Origin of the sequence: Micromonospora sp. NPDC050417 (assembly GCF_044458865.1) — a bacterium.
Classification (GTDB): Bacteria; Actinomycetota; Actinomycetes; order Mycobacteriales; family Micromonosporaceae; genus Micromonospora_G.
Window position 1 is genome coordinate 1 of sequence record NZ_JBITIH010000029.1, and the last position, 16,649, is coordinate 16,649.

The window sequence follows — 16,649 nt, forward strand, 5'->3', positions numbered from 1 at the left end:
GGCGAGGGCGATGGAGAGGGCGTGGACGTGTCGGCCGAGTCCGCCGACGAGGACGGGTGGGTATTCCCAGGAGAGCATCAGAATCCGCTGCCGGCCCTGGACCGGACCACCGGAGGCGGTCAGGGGACTGGACTGCGGGCGCGAGGTGGGGATGGGGCGGCAGGGGAGGTCCGAGCTGCCGTTCGCGAGGTGCTCGCCGACCCGTCGGGTCGTCACATTCGTCTCCGTCCAGGCGAGAGTGAGCGCGCCGGCGCCGGTGCCGGCAGAACAAGGAAGTGAGTGGTGGCCGATCTGGCCGGGCGGGCCGCCGTGCCGCCCCAGTGCGGCGTGCGACCCCACGTACAAGGAAAGGGCACGCGGGCCCGATCCGCATCCCGAAATCCCCGAAGGTGACCGATGACACCGCCGAGGCGCAGCGGTCGGTCCGGAGGGCTCCACAGTGGTCCCGGTCTGACCCGATCAGCCGGGGTACGGCCACTCGTGCACCGGCTGGTTGCTGTGCATCAGTGGCAGGTAGCACCGGAGCAGCTCGCCGAGCGCGGACGGTCGGTCGAGGGCGCGGTCGCGTTCCAGCCGGTGCAGTGTCGCCACCTGCCAACTCGCGCCGTTGCGGCCGGTGAGGCACCGTTGCTCGATGATGCCGAGCAGCCGGTCCCGTTCGGTCGGTGCCAGGCCCCAACGGTCCAGCCCGTCCGAGGCCAGCGGCAGCAGCCGACGCAGCACCAACTCGGTGACCGGGAGGTAGCCCAGTCCGGGCCAGTAGACCTGGGCGGCGATGCCCTGCCGGGCGCAGGTGTGGAAGTTCTCCTCGGCGGCGCTGAACGCCATCTGGGACCAGAGCGGGCGGTCGGACTCGGCCAGACTGCGGACCAGCCCGAAGTAGAACGCCGCGTTGGCGATGGTGTCGACCACCGTGGGGCCGGCGGGCAGGACCCGGTTCTCCACCCGCAGGTGCGGCCGTCCCTGGACCACGTCGTAGACCGGGCGGTTCCACCGGTAGACGGTCCCGTTGTGCAGCCGTAGCTCCGACAGGGCCGGGATGCCGCCGCTGGCGAGGGTGCGCGCCGGCCGTTCGGAGTCGCAGATCGGCAGCAATGCGGGGAAGTACCGGACGTTCTCCTCGAAGAGGTCGAAGACCGAGGTGACCCAGCGTTCACCGAACCAGACCCGTGGCCGTACGCCCTGGGCTTTGATCTCCTCGGGGCGGGTGTCGGTGGCCTGCTGGAACAGGGGGATCCTGCTTTCCCGCCAGAGTTCCCGGCCGAACAGGAAGGGGGCGTTGGCGCCGAGCGCGACCTGGATGCCGGCGATCGCCTGGGCGGCGTTCCAGTACGCGGCGAACTGGGCTGGGCTGACCTGAACGTGGAACTGGGTGCTGGTGCAGGCGGCCTCCGGGGTGATCGTGTCGGCGGTGGTCTCCAGCCGTTCCACGCCGCTAATCCGGATCGGCAGGTTCTCGCCACGGGCGGCGACGATCTGTTCGTTGAGCAGGGTGTAACGGGGGTTCGCGGAGAGCGCGTCGAGGGTGAGGTGGTCCGCGCGCAGTGTCGGCAGGATGCCGATCATGACCAGTTGGGTGTCGACCGTACGGGCCTTGAGGTTCGCCGAGTTGAGGCTGGCGCGTACGTCGTGTTCGAAGTCGGCCGTGCCGGTGCCGGCAAGCTCGCGGGGGGCGACGTTGATCTCGACGTTGAACTGGCCCAGTTCGGTCTGGAACTGCGGATCGGCGACCGCGGTGAGGACCTCGGCGTTGCGCATCGCCGGCATGGAGTGGTCGTCGACCAGGTTGAGTTCTATCTCCATCCCGGTCAGCGGCCGGTCGATGTCGAATCGTGCCTCGCGCAGCATCTCGGCGAAGACGTCGAGACAGTGTCGGATCTTTTCCCGGTACCGTGCGCGGTCCTCCCGCGTGAACACGCGCGGGGACACCTCTTCGCCCATCAAGTCACCATCCAGCTACTCCGAGTCTTCCAACCTTGCACGGCAGATGCCGCATGGGAAGTCCTCGATCAGGATGGTTCCCCGGCCGCCCCGGCCCGACACCACCGCCGTGGCGGGCGACCGCTGCGGGACTCCCCGTCGGCTTCGCCGGCCATGGGTGCGGGGATCAGGGGGAACGCGGCGGTCCGAACGGGCGGTTGACGTACGATCACGGCTCGGAACCGAGGGAGGGTCGATGCGGCGTACGGCGCAGAAACTGTTCGTGGTGGCGGCGATCGCCGAGGCGATCTCGTGGCTGGCACTGCTGACTGGAATGATCTTCAAGTACGGCCCGACCGGGAACGAGATCGGGGTGCAGATCTTCGGCCCGATCCACGGCGGCCTCTTTGTCGCCTACGTCGGGCTGGTTCTGGTGGTGAGCCGACTGGGCCGTTGGGGCTGGTCGGTGACCCTGGTCGCGTTGATCTGCTCGGTGCCGCCGCTGGCCACCCTCTTCTTCGAGCGCTGGGCACGTCGACGTGGCCTGCTCGCGCAGCCGGAGCCGGCGCCGACCCCGGTGGCGGTGGGCTGAGCGGGTCTCCCGCTCGGGCGGGGAGTCAGCCGCCGATCACGCTCAGGGCGGCGACCACCCCGATCACCAGGATGCCCAGCACCGCCTGGAGCAGCAGTGCCGGTCCCAGGTGCGACCAGACCGTCGGCGGGCGGGGCGTGAGCAGTTGGGCGGTGGTCAGGTTCACGATCCGCTCGACCCGGGGAGCCAACTGCGGGTCCTTCTGGGGGCGGATGGTGACCTGGATGTGGTCGGCCGGTTCGATGGCACTCTGCGGCAGGTGGCCGTGGATCTCCACCTCGCAGAGCACGCCCTCGCTGTCACGCAGCCGTAGCGGTGTGACCAGGAATTCTGGCCCCTTGCGCAGTTCCTTCCACCGGCGCCGCGCGCCGGTCCCGGCGCCGGAGCGCAGCAGGGACGCGATCAGCAGCAGGATCACCCGTGCGACGCCGGCGGTGGCGAGTACGGCGACGACGATCGGTCGCTGTACCTGCATCTCCCGCGAATAGCCCTCGAGTAGCCGGATGACCCGTCCGGTGACGATCGGCCCACGCCGGTACGCCACCCGCTCGGGATAGAGCTCGCTGTCCATTTTCACCACCGAGAGTCCGCTTTGGTTCACGCATTGTATCGATGCGTACGGGTAAGTGGAGTGAGTGAATCGCCCTCACGGCTCCGCTGGATCGCCCTCCCGGCACCGGCCCGCGGGATCACCGTTTCGGCAGCGGGCCGGTGGGCCAGGTGACAACCCGGGCCGCACGGGTATGCGGGGGGCGAGTTGGAGAGGGGTCGATCGATCATGGAGCTGTCCTTCCTACGCCCGATCTACGCCCGACCTGGACCCTGGGCCTCGGTGTACCTGGATGCCTCACGCGACAGCCAGGATTCCCGCCCCGCGCTGGACCTGCGCTGGCGGGCGCTGCGTGAACGGCTGGCACAGCAGGGGGCCGACCCGGCGACCGTCGCCGCGCTCGACAGCGTGGTACGCGGACACGACCCGATGGCCGGCGACTACGGGTTCGCCGCGTTCGCCACCGGCGGTGAGGTCGTGCTGACCGAATACCTGTCCGCGCCGCCGATGAAGGACATCGCCGCCAACGGCCCGATCGCCCACACGATGCCACTGCTGGCCCAGCGCGGCGACCAGATTCCCTGGGTGCGGGTGCTCGCCAACCGTGCCGGCGCCGACATCGACGCGATGAGCACCAGTGGGGTGGCGCAACGGGCACAGGTCAAGGGGGGCAACCAGTACCCACTCCGGCGGATCGACCAAGGCGGCTGGTCCCAGTCGAACTGGCAGCGCTCGGGCATGACCTCCTGGCACCGCAACGCCGACGACATCGCCACGGCCGCCGCCGAACTCGCCAGCGGGGTCGGCGCCGAGGTGATCGTGCTGGCCGGTGACACCCCGATGCGGGAGATGATCGCCGCGGCGCTCCCGACGTACTGGCAGGACCGGGTGGTGCGTACCGACGCCGGCTTCCGCGCGGCGGGCGCCGACAACAGCAAGCTCGACGACGTGACGGTGCAGGCGATCGCCGAGGTGGCGACCGCACATGCCGACGCCACGCTGGACAAGTTCGGCATGCAGGAGCAGATCGGCAACGGCCTGGACGCGGTGGTGACCGCGTTGCAGCGGGGCCAGGTCGAGACCATGCTCCTGGTCGACGACCCGTCCTCCACCGAGCAGTTGTGGATCGGCGACCTGCCGACCGAGATCGCCACCAGCCCGGAGGAGCTGAGCGCGATGTCGGTCGCCGAACCGCGACAGGTACGAGCCGACGCCGCCCTGGTCCGGGCCCTGGTCGGGACCGACGCCGACCTGACCGTACTCGGCCCGGACGAGGCGCCGGACCTGCCCGACGGGGTCGGGGCGATCCTGCGCTACGCCGACGCCAGCACCCCGGGGCGCGACCGTGGCTGAGTCGCGGACCGTCGCGGACCTGCTGGTCGAACGGCTTCGGGCGTGGCACGTGCCACGGGTCTTCGGCGCCTCCGCCGACGGTGTCGAGCCGATCGTCGCGGCGCTGGGCCGGGCCGGCGGCGACCCCGCGTTCATCCAGGCCCGGCACGAGGAGACAGCCGGCTTCATGGCCACCGGCCACGCCAAGTTCACCGGCGGGGTAGGTGTCTGCCTGGCCGCCCAGGGCCCCGGGGTGGTGCACCTGCTCGGCGGCCTCTACGACGCCAAGCTGGACGGCAAGCCGGTGGTCGCGATCGTCGGGCAGCAACTCGACAACGCCTTCGGCGCCGCGTACCAGGAGATCGAACTGACCCGGCTGCTCAGCGACGTGTGCGGCGAGTTCGTCCGGGTGGCCGAAACGGCCGAGCAGGTCGCCTCGCTGATCGACCGGGCGTTCCGGACCGCGGTCGCCACCCGGAGCCCGACCTGCGTGATCGTCCCGCAACGGTTGCAGGCCGCCGCCGTACCCGATCTGCCGCCGCAGACCGACGGGGTCTACTCCATGGCGCCGGGACTGCCCCCGGCCCGGGTGCTGCCGCACGAGGAGGACCTGAACGCGGCGGCGCAACTGCTCGGCGCCGGTCAGCGGGTCGCCATCCTGGTCGGACAGGGCGGCTACGGTGCGGCCGAGGAGATCATCGCGCTCGCCGACCAGATCGGCGCCGGCATCACCACCTCGTTGCTCGGCAAGCCGGTGCTGGACGAGCGGCTGCCGTTCCACACCGGGGTGATGGGCCACCTGGGCACCACCGCCAGCGCCGAGCTGCTGGGCGGCTGCGACACCCTGCTGCTGATCGGCACGAACGATCCGTGGACCGACTACTACCCGCTGCCCGGACAGGCCGCCACGATCCAGATCGACATCGACGGCCGGCGGCTGGCCAACCGCTACCCGGTGGACATACCCCTGATCGGCGACGCGGTGGAGACGCTGCGCGCCCTGTTGCCCCGGGTGCCGCACCGGGCGAACCGGGAGTGGCGGGACCGGACCGAGCTTTCCTTCGAACGCTGGTGGGGCGATGCCACGGCGCGGGCCGACACCCCGGCCGAGCCGGTCAACCCGCAGCACGTCCTCCGCGAGCTGTCGCCCCGGTTGCCCTGGGACGCGGCGGTCGCCGTCGACGTCGGCTCGGTGACCTACTGGTACGCCCGCCACGTGCAACTGCCGCCGGGAGTGCCGGCCCACCTCTGTGGCACGTTCGCCTCGACCGGCACCGCGCTGCCGTACGGCGTCGCGGCGAAGCTGGCCATGCCGGACCGGCCGGTCGTCGTCCTCGCCGGCGACGGCGCGATGCAGATGAACGGTCTTTCCGAGCTGGTCACGGTGGCGAATCGTTGGCACGACTGGGCCGATCCCCGGTTCGTCGTGCTGGTGTTGAACAACCGTGACCAGGCGGGGATGAGTCTCGTCCAGCGGGAGTCCGGCCGGCCGGCGTTGCCGGAGGCCCAGCGGCTGCCCGACGTCCCGTACGCGGGCTGGGCCCGGTTGCTCGGGATGCACGGTTTGCGGGTCGACCGGCCGGAGTTGGTCGGCGCGGCCTGGGACGAGGCGCTCGCCGCCGACCGTCCCACCCTGATCGAGGCGGTGGTGGACGCCACGGTGCCGCTCTCTCCACCCGATCGGCCCTTCGCCGACCTGCGTGGCCTGCTGCTGGAGGAGCGGGAGGAGGTCGACGGTACCGAGGCGGCCAGCCGGTCCCGTACCGAGCTGGTCCGGGAGCGGGCCGTCGCGGCCGACCGGATTCGGGACCGGTCCGGCGGCGAGGCCGAGCTGACCTGATCCGACCTGTTCGAGACCGGCCCACCGGCCGACGCGAACGCGACACCGGGACCGGATCCGGCGGACTGGGTCGTTCCCGGCGGTCGAGGGCCGTCGGTGTGTCTTCGCGGGCCGGATGGCGCGTCCTCGGATAACTCGCCCGTCGTCGCGGAAAGGTCGTTTGAACCTGATCCGGACGGGAAGCCCGGCGTGTGGCAAGTGGACGAAGAAGGGCGGGTCCGGTGCGGGAGATGCAGGAGTGGGTGGCTGCGAGCGGGCCCGACGTCCCCGGACCGCGACGGATCGTCGCGCTGGACAGCCCGGCCCGGGTGCTGCTCGCCGCGGCCTCACGGGCGCTGCGCGGGGAGGACTGCGCCGACCTCGGCTACCAGCCGATGCTGGCCCGGTTCCCGGGCACCCCTGAGTCGGTACGCCGATCGGCGGTGGCCCGCGCCGGTGGCCGGGCGGCGCTGCCCGTACGTCAGGTGGGCCAGGTGGACGCCGAGTGGGTGGCCCGCTGGATGGTGGACCACTACCCGCCGGGGCAGTACCCGGGGGTGGTGCTCGGTTCGCCGAGCGGCGCTGCCGTGCATCTCGCCACCGCGTTGGGCATGCCCTGGCTGCCGGCCGGGTTCGAGGTGGCGGTGCAGTGGCCACAGGGAGCCGTGGACAACCTTGCCGGTTCCCTGGCGTACGGCGCCCAGGTGGCCGAGCGTCTGCTCGCCGCGAACCCCGGGGTACGGGTCCGTCAGGTGCACGATCCGGCGGCCCGGGGGGTGCTGGCCGGTTCGACCGTCTCCCTGGTGCTGCGCTGGCGTCAGTTGCCCGAGGCGTACCGGCACTTTCTCGGTGAGCGGTTGGCGCCGGGTGCGCCGGTGCTCCTGATGCGGGACGTGCGGACCTGGCCGGTGGTGGACCAGGGGCAGGGGCACGCGTTCCAGCTCGGCAGCCCCGGCAGCGGCCTGACCTCGGCCGATTTCCGTATCCTCAGCGAGCCGTTGGACCAGGTGTTGCGGGTCGCCGGTGGGGACCCGCAGCGGTGGGAGCCACCCGCCCCGTTGGGACCGCAGGGTTACGCGGAGCATGGCATCGAGCCGGGATTCGAGCAGAGCCTCCTGGACTGGGTACGGGATGCGGACAGCAGCCTGCACCGGGTGCTCTTCGCCGAGCCGGAGGCGTTGAGCGCGGCGACCGCGGACGTGTACCGGGGGTGGCTGCGCGCGGCCGGCAAGACCGGCGACCGGTGCGTGGTGGAGTGCGGGCGGTTGCTTGACCCGTGGCAGGTGGTCCGGGCCGGTCTGGTGCCGTACTGGTGTGAGAACGCGACCAGCCGCCGGGTGGCGGGTGCGGAGTGGTGGTTGGCCGGCAGCGACCCGTTCAGCTCGGTCGACGTACTGCCCGAGCCGCCGGGGATGCGTTCACCGGCGCTGGCCGGGCTGCCGCAGTGGCTGGCGGTGGCCTCGTTCGGCCGTCGCCGTCGGGCTCTGGACCGGGTGGCGGCCCGAGGTTATCCGGTCACCTCGGTGCCGACCCGGCACGCGACGGAGGTACTGCGGGCGCAGCCGTACGACCTGCCAGCTCCGGCGCCGTTGGCGGTGCAGGATGCCCTGACCGGCCTCCGGGCCAGCGGTACCGCCCACGGTCTGCTCGTCTGTTGAGCGGGGGTCAGCGCTCTGTCGAGCGGGTCCAGCGGTCTGTTGCGAGGGTGCAGCGGCAAAACATCCCGCGAAAGTCCGCCGCCGTGATTGAGTACCTACAGAGCGGGAACGTCGCTGACTGCAACCGGTTAACTGCGCTGCGTAACGAAGCTGTGCGGGCGTTTACGGGCTGCTCCGGTCAGATCTTCGCGCTCCGGTCCGGTCCGCCGTGGCGAGGTCGCCACTGACCGGTTCCGTAAATCCGGGTGGGGGACCTTCCTGAGGGAGGCGCGGATGTTCGGACAGATCGGCACGACGACCACGACCACAACCACGACCGCACCGAGCGAGCGTGGGCTGGAGGACCTCGACGCCGCGGCGCTCGCGTACGCGGCCCGGATCGAGGGCCTGCCGGACGAACGCCGGCAGGAGGCCCGTGACGACCTGGTCCGGTTCGCTCTGCCGTTCGCCGGCCGGCTGGCCCGCCGTTACCGGGGGCGGGGTGAACCGCTGGAAGACCTGGAACAGGTCGCCCGGCTCGGCCTGGTCAACGCCGTCGACCGGTACGACCCGGAACGCGGCTCGTTCACCGCCTACGCCGCGATCACCATCGTCGGCGAGATCAAGAGACACTTCCGGGACCGCACCTGGGGGGTGCACGTCCCGCGCCGGCTGCGCGACCTGATTCTCGAGGTGGGGCAGGCGACCGCGGCACTGACCAGCGAGCTGTCCCGGGCCCCTACGGTGGCGGAACTCTCCGAGCGACTCGAGACCCCGCAGGAGGAGATCCTCGCGGCGCTTGAGTCGGCCGCCGGCTACAGCCCGGCGTCGCTCAACGCACCGGTCGGTGGGGAGAGTTCGGCCGAGTTCGGCGACCTGGTGGGGGAGTCCGACGCCGACCTGGAGTCGGTGGACGACCGGGTGACGGTCAGCGGACTGCTCGGCCGGCTGCCCTGGCGGGAGCGGCGCATCCTGGCCATGCGCTTCTACGGCAACCAGACCCAGGCCGAGATCGCCGCCCGGTTCGGCATCTCCCAGATGCATGTGTCGCGATTGCTCTCCCGCGCCCTCACCTGGTTGCGGCAGGCGATGCTCGCCGACGCACCCCCACCGTGGCAGGCCGGCGGCCCGGACCCGGACGCGCCGGAGAGCCGTCTGTCGGTCCGTCAGACCGGTGACCGCACCGTCATCGCGATCGGTGGCGAACTCGACCGCGACACCAGCGACCAGCTTCGACGTGCGGTCGTGGAGGCGGTGAGCAGTGGCCAGCCCGCCGAGGTGGTGGTCGACCTGGTCGACGTCGGGCAACTGGAGCACGGCGGGATCGCCGCGCTGATCGCGGGGCGGGACGCCGCCGCCCGCAGTGGTGTCGCGCTGAAGCTCACCCGGGCCCAGCCCGGCGTACGGCACTCGCTCGCCACGGCCGGGCTGGCCCCGCTGCACGAGTAGTCGCGCCGGTCCTGCCATGTTGCCTCCTGCCACCGGGGCCCGTCCCCGCTGGTGCCGTGCTGTCCCGTCCCGCCGGCCCACGTCACGTCACTCCTCGTCGGCCTCGTCGTCCGCCGAGCGACCGGTCCGCCAGCGTTCGCTGTTCGGGCCGCCCCGGTCGGCGTCCAGGTGGGTGTCCGGCACGCTCGGCTCGAAGTTCGGGCGGCGCACCTCGGCCGGCTCCGGCACCTCGATCGGCCGGGCGCCGGAACGGGGATCGGGTTGCCAGCGGACCGCCTCCCGGGCGCCGTGCGCCCCCTCGGGGCTCGCCCGCTCCGAGAGGTGGTGCTCCTCCGCGTGCAACTCGTCCGAGATGTCCTGCGGTGGCTTGGTGGAGCGCTGCGGCAGGTCCCGACCGAGGTCCGCGACGAGCGGACCGTACTTCGCGTCGAACGCGGGACGTTCGGAGCGGATCCGGGGCATTCGGTCGAAGTTGCGCAGCGGCGGCGGACAGCTCGTCGCCCATTCCAGTGAGTTGCTGAAGCCCCACGGGTCGTCCACCGCGACCAGCCGCCCGAACCGGTACGACTTCCACAGGTTGTAGATGATGAACAAGGTCGAGAAGCCCAGCACGAAGGAACTGATCGTGGAGACCATGTTCAGCATGGTCCAGCCGTCGGTCGGCAGGTAGTCGGCGTACCGGCGGGGCATCCCCTCGTTCCCCAGCCAGTGCTGGACCAGGAAGGTGCCGTGGAAGCCGATGAACATGGTCCAGAAGTGCAGTTTGCCGAGTCGCTCGTCGAGCATCCGTCCGGTCATCTTCGGGAACCAGAAGTAGACCCCGCCGAATGCGGCGAAGACGATGGTGCCGAAGAGTACGTAGTGGAAGTGTGCCACCACGAAGTAGCTGTCGGTGACGTGGAAGTCGACCGGCGGGCTGGCCAGCAGCACTCCGGTGAGCCCACCGAACAGGAAGGTCACCAGGAATCCGATGGCGAAGAGCATCGGTGTCTCGAAGGTGATCTGCCCCTTCCACATGGTGCCGATCCAGTTGAAGAACTTCACCCCGGTCGGCACCGCGATCAGGTAACTGAGCAGACTGAAGAAGGGCAGCAGCACCTGCCCGGTGCCGAACATGTGGTGCGCCCAGACCGTCATCGACAGCACCGTGATGGCGATGGTGGCGAAGACGATGCCCTTGTAGCCGAAGATCGGCTTCCGGGAGAAGACGGGGATGATCTCGGTGATGATGCCGAAGAATGGCAGCGCGACGATGTAGACCTCGGGATGGCCGAAGAACCAGAAGAGGTGCTGCCACAGCAACGGCCCGCCGGTGGCCGGGTCGTAGACGTGCGCGTCGACCCGGCGGTCGGCGTAGAGCGCCAGCAGCGCGGCGGCGAGCAGCGGGAAGACCAGGATCACCAGTACCGCGGTGAGCAGGATGTTCCAGGTGAAGATCGGCATTCGGAACATCGTCATGCCCGGCGCCCGCAGGGTGATGATCGTGGTGATCATGTTGACCGCGCCGAGAATCGTGCCGAGGCCGGAGATGACCAGCCCGATCACCCACATGTCCGGCCCGATGCCCGGACTGTGTTGGGCCCGGCTCAGCGGGGTGTACGCGGTCCAGCCGAAGTCGGCGGCCCCGTCCGGGGTGAGGAACCCGATCACCACCAACGAACCGCCGAGCAGGTAGAGCCAGTAGGCGAACGCGTTCAGCCGGGGAAAGGAGACGTCCGGGGCGCCGATCTGCAGCGGCACGATGTAGTTGCCGAACGCGAAGACCAGCGGGGTCGCGAAGAGCAACAGCATGATCGTGCCGTGCATGGTGAAGAGCTGGTTGTACTGCTCATTGGAGAGGAACTGCAGCCCCGGGCGCCCCAGTTCGGCCCGGATGAGCATCGCCATCGCGCCGCCGACGATGAAGAAGCCGAACGACGTGACGAGGTAGAGCAGCCCGATCTGCTTCGCGTCGGTGGTGCCCAGCAGCTTGACCAGGTGGCTGCCCCGGATCGCCTGCCGGATGGGCCCGGGGTAGCCGCCGAAGCGTGCTGGTGCCAGCACGATCGGCCCTCGTTCACGTTCCGGCTCCGTGGTAACCCGTTTCGGCATCCTGCTCACCCCGTCGCGACCCACATAAAGGACGGGCGTGGCTACCCGGTCTGTGGGGGACGAAACCCGTCAGCCCAGGAAATTTCGGTCTACCCGCTCAGCACCCACCGGTCCGGTCGGATCGGTCGTTCCGCACGCGATCCGGCCCTCCCGGCTCGATCGGGCAGATCGGCACCGAACCAGGTCACGGTCGCACCGGGGCGCGGGTGGTCAGCAGCCCGAGCCCGAGCATGCCGAGCCCGAGACCGAGGTGCAGCCAGTCGTCGGCCTGGTTGAGCGGGAGGAAGTTGGCCTCGCTCCGGTGCACGATCACCAGACCGTAGAGCGAGAGCAACAGGTAGACCGCGCTGCCACCGACCAGGAACAGCCGGGACCAGGCCACGGTACGGGCGAGCACGAGCCCGGCCAGCCCGAACGCCAGGTGTACGAGGTTGTGCAGCACCGAGACCTGGAACACCCCGAACAACTGCGCCCCCGAGGCGTGTCCGGCGAATCCGAGACGGTCGTAGTCGGTGGTCACACCCGGGATGAACCCCAGCACCCCGACGAGCAGGAACACCGCTCCCACGGTCGCCGCCGCGATCTGGACCAGGGTCGGCCCGGGCCGCCCCCGACCTGATCCGGACGCTCCCCGGGCCCCGGCGCGGGACACTCCGGCCATTGCCGTACCTCCTCCGCCGGGCGGCAGGATCCCCGGTCCGGCAGCGGACAAACCTCCCGGTCACCCACGGGCGTCGGTCGGGTCACGCCGCTTCCAGCACCGGCCCCGACTGCTGGCGGACCCGGTCGTAAAGCTCCACGTAGCGCCGGGCCATCGCCTCCGGGGTGAACCGGATGGCGGCCTCCCGCCGGCACTCGTCCCGGTCGATCAGCGTGGCGGCGAACAGCAGATCGATGAGTTCGTCCTCGTCGTCGGTGAGCAGCCCGGTACGCCCGTGCGTGATCAGCTCCGGCAGGCAGCCGCGGGCGGTGGCGACCACGGGTGTGCCCAGGGCCAGCGACTCCACCACCGCGGTCCCGCCCGGCTCTTCCCACCGCAGCGGAAAGAGGGTGGCACGGGCGGTGGCGATCAGGTCGTCGCGCTCCCGTCCGGCGACCGTGCCGACCCAGCGCACCAGCACGCCGTCGACATGCGGCGCCACCTGCTCGTACCAGAAGCGCACGTCCGGGTTCTGGCGTGCCTGGTCACCGGCGGCGGCCAGATCCTCGGGCCGGTGGTACGGCCCGACCGGCCCGGCCAGCACCAGCGGTACACCGGACCGTCGGGCCAGCCGCGCGGCCACGTCCTGCCCCTTGCCCGGGTTGATCCGGCCGAGGACCAGCATGTGCTCGCCCGGCTCCGCCGCCGGGCGCCGGTCCGCGTCGACCGCCAGCGGGGTGGCCAGGTGAACGTGCCCCACCGAGTGCGCGCGCAGCGCGGCCGGTGCCCGGGCCAGTTGCGCGGCGGAGACGCCGTTGACCCGTACCCGCTCTCCGCCGTCGAGCTGTCCGTACAGGTCCGGGTGCTTGCCCAGGTCCCAGTGCAGGGTGTGCAGCACGGGTGGCCCACCCGGACCCATGGCGGTGAGGGTGGCCAGCCCCACCGCCTCCACATGGTCGTGCACCAGGTCGATGTCGTCGCGTTCCCGCAGCGCCCGGACCACGCCGCCCAGGTGCGCCTGGGCTATCCCGCACACCTGGTTGTACGGCCGCTGCAGGGCGGAGAACTGCCCGTCGGCGAAGACCGACAGTCGCTCGTCCACGTCGAGGGTGCTACTGCCGACGGAGGCGAGCACCACCCGGACACCGAGCCGGCGCAGCTCGGGCACCAGGGTCGCGACCACGTTCTCGATGCCGCCGTAGCCCGGCGGCGGGACCGACAGCCACGGCCCGGCGTTCATCAGCACCGTCACCGGCGCCGGGCCGCTCAAGGGGAGACCGCCTCACGGCGCCAACGCCCCATCACGTCCCGGAGCTGAATCAGCGGCGGTCGCTCCTGCACCGAGACGTCGCTTACCACGATCTCCCGTTCGAGGTTCGGCAACGTCCCCGCTCCGCCCCGGCGGAACTGGGTGAGCAGGGTCGCCGGTGGGGTCTTCGACGCGACCTGACCCTGCCGGTGCAGCCGCGACCACGCGGTCAGCATGATCTGCGCCGACATCCGGCCGAGCGCGGCGGTGTCCTGGTGGCGGTGCAGGCGCTCGCCGAGGTCGACCTGCGCCAGCGCGTCCAGCCCGACCAGTTCCAGCAGGTCGATCAGGAGTGCCGTCTCGACGCCGTAGCCGGAGACGAACGGCACCCGTTCCAGCACGTCGCGTCGGCCGGCGTACTCCCCGGCCAGTGGCTGTACGAAGCCGGCCAGTTCCGGCCAGAAGAGGTTGAGCAGCGGTCGGGCCATCAGTTCGGTGACCCGTCCGCCCCCGTCGGGTTCGACCGTGCCCGCCTCGACCAGCGGGCGGTGGTAGAAGCCCTTGACGAAGGAGATCGACGGGTCGGCCAGCAGCGGGCCGATCAGGCCGGTGACGAAGTGTGGGCGGAACTCGCGCAGGTCGGCGTCGACGAAGGCGATGACGTCACCGGTGGCCGCGGCGAGGCCGGCCCAGAGCGCGTCGCCCTTGCCCTCAAGGCGGGGCAGCCCTCGGGTCACCTCGTCCTGGCTCACCACCCGGGCGCCGGCGGCCGACGCGACGGCCGCGGTCCTGTCCCGGGAGCGGGAGTCGACCACGATCACCTCGTCGACCAGTGCGACCCTGTCGACCAGATATTCACGGATCGTCGCGACGATCGCGCCAACGGTCGCCTCCTCGTTGAAGGCGGGAATGACCACGGTCACCCTGGTGTCGCCCTTTGTCCGGATGAGGCGATGCGCCGGCCACTGCCCGGCCGAGCCAGTACGGTAGGTGGACCACGCCTCCACCACGGGTGAGACGGTCGTTTGCGAGTGCCGCACAGGCCCACCCCCAGGTCACGAGTCGATCGAAGCGGAAGCGTCGGTGGATTTCCCGGAGTGGGACCCGACTAACCGACGCCGTCCTAGCATATTGATCACGAAGTTCTGTTATTTCCTGTCTCGTCCGGATGAAGGTTTGATGTCGCTCCGGCGTGACAACAGCCGTCCGATGATGTCACTGGGGCCTGAGCGGGAGGTCAGCTGATGGGCAGCTGCCGGATTGGGCTGATCGGGGCCGGCAACGTCGCTCAACGACACGCCCGGGTGCTGGCCGGGTTCGCCGACGTACGGCTGGTCGGGGTGACCGACGTCCTGCCGGATGCCTGTCAGCGGCTGGCCGACCAGCACGACGCCCCCGCGTATCCCGACGTCGCCACCCTGCTGGACGCGGGGCTGGACGCGGCGTACGTCTGTGTGCCGCCGTTCGCGCACGGTCCGGCCGAGGAGGCGGTGATCGCGGCCGGACTGCCGATGTTCGTCGAGAAGCCGGTCGCGGCCGACCTGGCCACCGCCGAACGGATCGCCGCACTCGTCGCCCAGCGGGAGGTCATCACCTCGGTCGGCCACCACTGGCGTTATCTGCCCTTCCTCGACCAGGCGCGTGACCTGTTGGCCGGTCGGCCGGTACGGATGGTCGGCGGCGTCTGGTTGGACAAGGTGCCGCAGGTGGCCTGGTGGAGCCGGCGGGAACTCTCCGGCGGCCCGGTGGTCGAGCAGGCGGCGCACGTCCTCGACCTGCTGCGCTTCTTCGCCGGGGAGGCGATCGAGGTGAGCGCGTACGGCGACGGCACCCCACCGGAGATCGACGGCGCCGACATCGACTCGGTCACCACGGCCAGCCTGCGGTTCGCCAGCGGGGCGGTCGGCACCCTCGTCTCCGGCTGCACCCTGGAGTGGAAGCACCGGGCCGGCGTGGAGGTCGTCGCCGACGCGCTGGTGCTGACCATCGGTGAAGAGGGGCTGGCCTGGCGGAACGCGACCGGCGAGGGCGTCACCGAGGCCGACCCGGAGACCGCCCGGATCGCGACCGACCGGGCCTTCGTCGACGCGGTACGCGGCATCGGCGACGACATTCGGGTTCCCTATCCGGAGGCGCTGCGGACGCACCGGTTGGCCTGTGCGGTGGCGCAGTCGGCCGAGACCGGTCGGACGGTGCGGTTGGCCCCGGCGGTCGAGGCGCTCGCCACCGCGACCCGGTCCACCCGTACCGGGTTCGGGCTCGATGCCTGACCGGGTGATCGTGGTGCCCGCACCGGGGCAGGTGACCATGTGCGAGGAGGAGTCGGGACCGGCCCGGCCGGGCACGTTCCGGGTCCGGACCCTCTACACCGGCGTCTCGGCCGGCACCGAGCTGAGTTACCTCAAGGGCAGCAATCCCTACCTGCGTGCGAGCTGGCAGGCCGATCTGGCGCTCTTCCAGCCGGGGGAGGCCGCCACGCCGTACCCGGTCACCCGGCTCGGCTACATGGAGGTGGCCCAGGTGACCGAGAGTCGGACGCCGGCGGTCGCCGAGGGAACGATCGGCGCGATGGCGTACGGGCACCGCACCGGCTACCTGGCCGATCCGCTGGTGGACCGGTTCGTGCCACTGCCGGCGGATCTGGACCCACTGCTCGGCGTCTACGTCGCGCACATGGGTCCGATCTGCGTGAACGGGCTGCTGCACGCCGCCGCCGACCTGTACGGCCCGGACGTCCGTACGCTCGCCGACGGCGTCCGTGGCCGGCGGGTGGCGGTGACCGGGGCCGGCGTCGTCGGCGTGCTGACCGCTCTGCTCGCCCACCATCACGGCGCGGCCTCGGTGGTCGTCGTCGACCCGACCCCGCGACGACGGGCGGTCGCCGCCGCGCTCGGTCTGGAGACGCTCGACCCGGACGCGGAGGACCCGGCGGTGCTGCTCAAGACGCGGTGGGCGCACGGACCCGGTGACCGTGGCGCCGACCTGGTCTTCCAGTGCCGAGGTCAGGGTTCCGCCCTCCGGCTCGGGCTGCGCCTGCTGCGTCCCCAGGGCACCGTGGTCGACCTGGCGTTCTACCAGTCAGGGGCGGACGAGGTCCGGTTCGGCGAGGAGTTCCACCACAACGGGCTCGTCCTGCGGTGCGCGCAGATCGGGCGGGTGCCGCGCGGACTCGCCCCGACCTGGGACCGCGAGCGGCTCTCCGGGGAGAGCCTGGCGCTGCTGCGGGCGTACGGGGAACTGGTGGCCCGGCACCTGGTATCGGCGGTGGTGCCGTTCGAGGAGGGGCCGGCGCTCCTGACCGAGTTGGCCGCCGGCCGGCGCCAGGAGACGCAGGTGGTGCTCGCCTGCTGACCGGTGCCGGGCGAGGCGG

General features: G+C 71.1%; 14 protein-coding genes. 7 read left to right on the top strand and 7 right to left on the bottom strand.

All coding sequences use genetic code 11. The features are described from left to right. The coding region (locus ACIBF5_RS28730; RefSeq protein WP_396816021.1) for a glycogen/starch synthase at positions 1 to 216 on the bottom strand (216 nt) is incomplete at its 3' end. Between the two features lie 243 nt (positions 217 to 459). Then, positions 460 to 1,941 carry a glutamate--cysteine ligase gene (locus ACIBF5_RS28735; protein ID WP_396816022.1) on the bottom strand — a complete coding sequence of 494 codons (1,482 nt, stop codon included), beginning with the start codon at positions 1,939 to 1,941 and terminating at the stop codon, positions 460 to 462. Between the two features lie 235 nt (positions 1,942 to 2,176). Here ACIBF5_RS28735 and ACIBF5_RS28740 point away from each other — a divergent pair, with 235 nt between their 5' ends. Next, positions 2,177 to 2,512: a DUF3817 domain-containing protein gene (locus ACIBF5_RS28740; protein WP_396816023.1), complete on the top strand. Its 336-nt coding sequence runs from the start codon at positions 2,177 to 2,179 to the stop codon at positions 2,510 to 2,512. Between the two features lie 25 nt (positions 2,513 to 2,537). Here ACIBF5_RS28740 and ACIBF5_RS28745 read toward each other — a convergent pair whose 3' ends face one another. Further along, complete coding sequence (locus tag ACIBF5_RS28745) at positions 2,538 to 3,092, bottom strand: hypothetical protein (RefSeq protein ID WP_396816100.1); 555 nt, start codon at positions 3,090 to 3,092, stop codon at positions 2,538 to 2,540. Between the two features lie 198 nt (positions 3,093 to 3,290). On the opposite strand from ACIBF5_RS28745, the gene ACIBF5_RS28750 reads away from it, so the two are divergent. The 4 genes from ACIBF5_RS28750 to ACIBF5_RS28765 all read left to right on the top strand — a co-directional run bounded on the left by ACIBF5_RS28750 (position 3,291) and on the right by ACIBF5_RS28765 (position 9,299). Further along, positions 3,291 to 4,415, top strand: coding sequence for a Vms1/Ankzf1 family peptidyl-tRNA hydrolase (locus tag ACIBF5_RS28750; protein ID WP_396816024.1), 1,125 nt, complete (start codon positions 3,291 to 3,293; stop codon positions 4,413 to 4,415). After that, positions 4,408 to 6,234 (top strand): thiamine pyrophosphate-requiring protein, encoded by a 1,827-nt coding sequence (locus ACIBF5_RS28755; protein ID WP_396816025.1) that lies wholly within the window; start codon positions 4,408 to 4,410, stop codon positions 6,232 to 6,234. Before ACIBF5_RS28750 ends, ACIBF5_RS28755 begins: the two co-directional genes overlap by 8 nt. Before the next feature lie 230 nt (positions 6,235 to 6,464). After that, a complete protein-coding gene (locus tag ACIBF5_RS28760) occupies positions 6,465 to 7,871 on the top strand; it encodes a hypothetical protein (RefSeq protein WP_396816101.1) in 1,407 nt (468 codons plus the stop codon). Between the two features lie 273 nt (positions 7,872 to 8,144). Continuing rightward, a complete protein-coding gene (locus ACIBF5_RS28765; RefSeq protein WP_396816026.1) occupies positions 8,145 to 9,299 on the top strand; it encodes a SigB/SigF/SigG family RNA polymerase sigma factor in 1,155 nt (384 codons plus the stop codon). Positions 9,300 to 9,386: 87 nt separating this feature from the next. On the opposite strand, the gene ctaD is transcribed toward ACIBF5_RS28765, so the two are convergent. The 4 genes from ctaD to ACIBF5_RS28785 form a co-directional block, all read right to left on the bottom strand. Further along, entirely contained in the window at positions 9,387 to 11,390 is a 2,004-nt protein-coding gene (ctaD, locus tag ACIBF5_RS28770; protein ID WP_396816027.1) for a cytochrome c oxidase subunit I, read from the bottom strand. A 184-nt stretch (positions 11,391 to 11,574) separates the two neighbouring features. Further along, positions 11,575 to 12,051: a DUF4383 domain-containing protein gene (locus tag ACIBF5_RS28775; protein ID WP_396816028.1), complete on the bottom strand. Its 477-nt coding sequence runs from the start codon at positions 12,049 to 12,051 to the stop codon at positions 11,575 to 11,577. Between the two features lie 82 nt (positions 12,052 to 12,133). Further along, positions 12,134 to 13,270 carry a glycosyltransferase gene (locus tag ACIBF5_RS28780; protein WP_396816103.1) on the bottom strand — a complete coding sequence of 379 codons (1,137 nt, stop codon included), beginning with the start codon at positions 13,268 to 13,270 and terminating at the stop codon, positions 12,134 to 12,136. Between the two features lie 26 nt (positions 13,271 to 13,296). After that, positions 13,297 to 14,319 (bottom strand): glucosyl-3-phosphoglycerate synthase, encoded by a 1,023-nt coding sequence (locus ACIBF5_RS28785; RefSeq protein WP_396816029.1) that lies wholly within the window; start codon positions 14,317 to 14,319, stop codon positions 13,297 to 13,299. A 204-nt stretch (positions 14,320 to 14,523) separates the two neighbouring features. Between ACIBF5_RS28785 and ACIBF5_RS28790 the strand changes: the two genes are divergently transcribed. Both ACIBF5_RS28790 and ACIBF5_RS28795 read left to right on the top strand, forming a co-directional pair. Next, positions 14,524 to 15,549, top strand: coding sequence for a Gfo/Idh/MocA family protein (locus ACIBF5_RS28790; protein WP_396816030.1), 1,026 nt, complete (start codon positions 14,524 to 14,526; stop codon positions 15,547 to 15,549). Then, on the top strand, positions 15,542 to 16,630 hold the full coding sequence (locus ACIBF5_RS28795) for a zinc-binding alcohol dehydrogenase (RefSeq protein WP_396816031.1): 1,089 nt from the start codon (positions 15,542 to 15,544) through the stop codon (positions 16,628 to 16,630). Before ACIBF5_RS28790 ends, ACIBF5_RS28795 begins: the two co-directional genes overlap by 8 nt. Positions 16,631 to 16,649 lie beyond the last annotated feature (19 nt).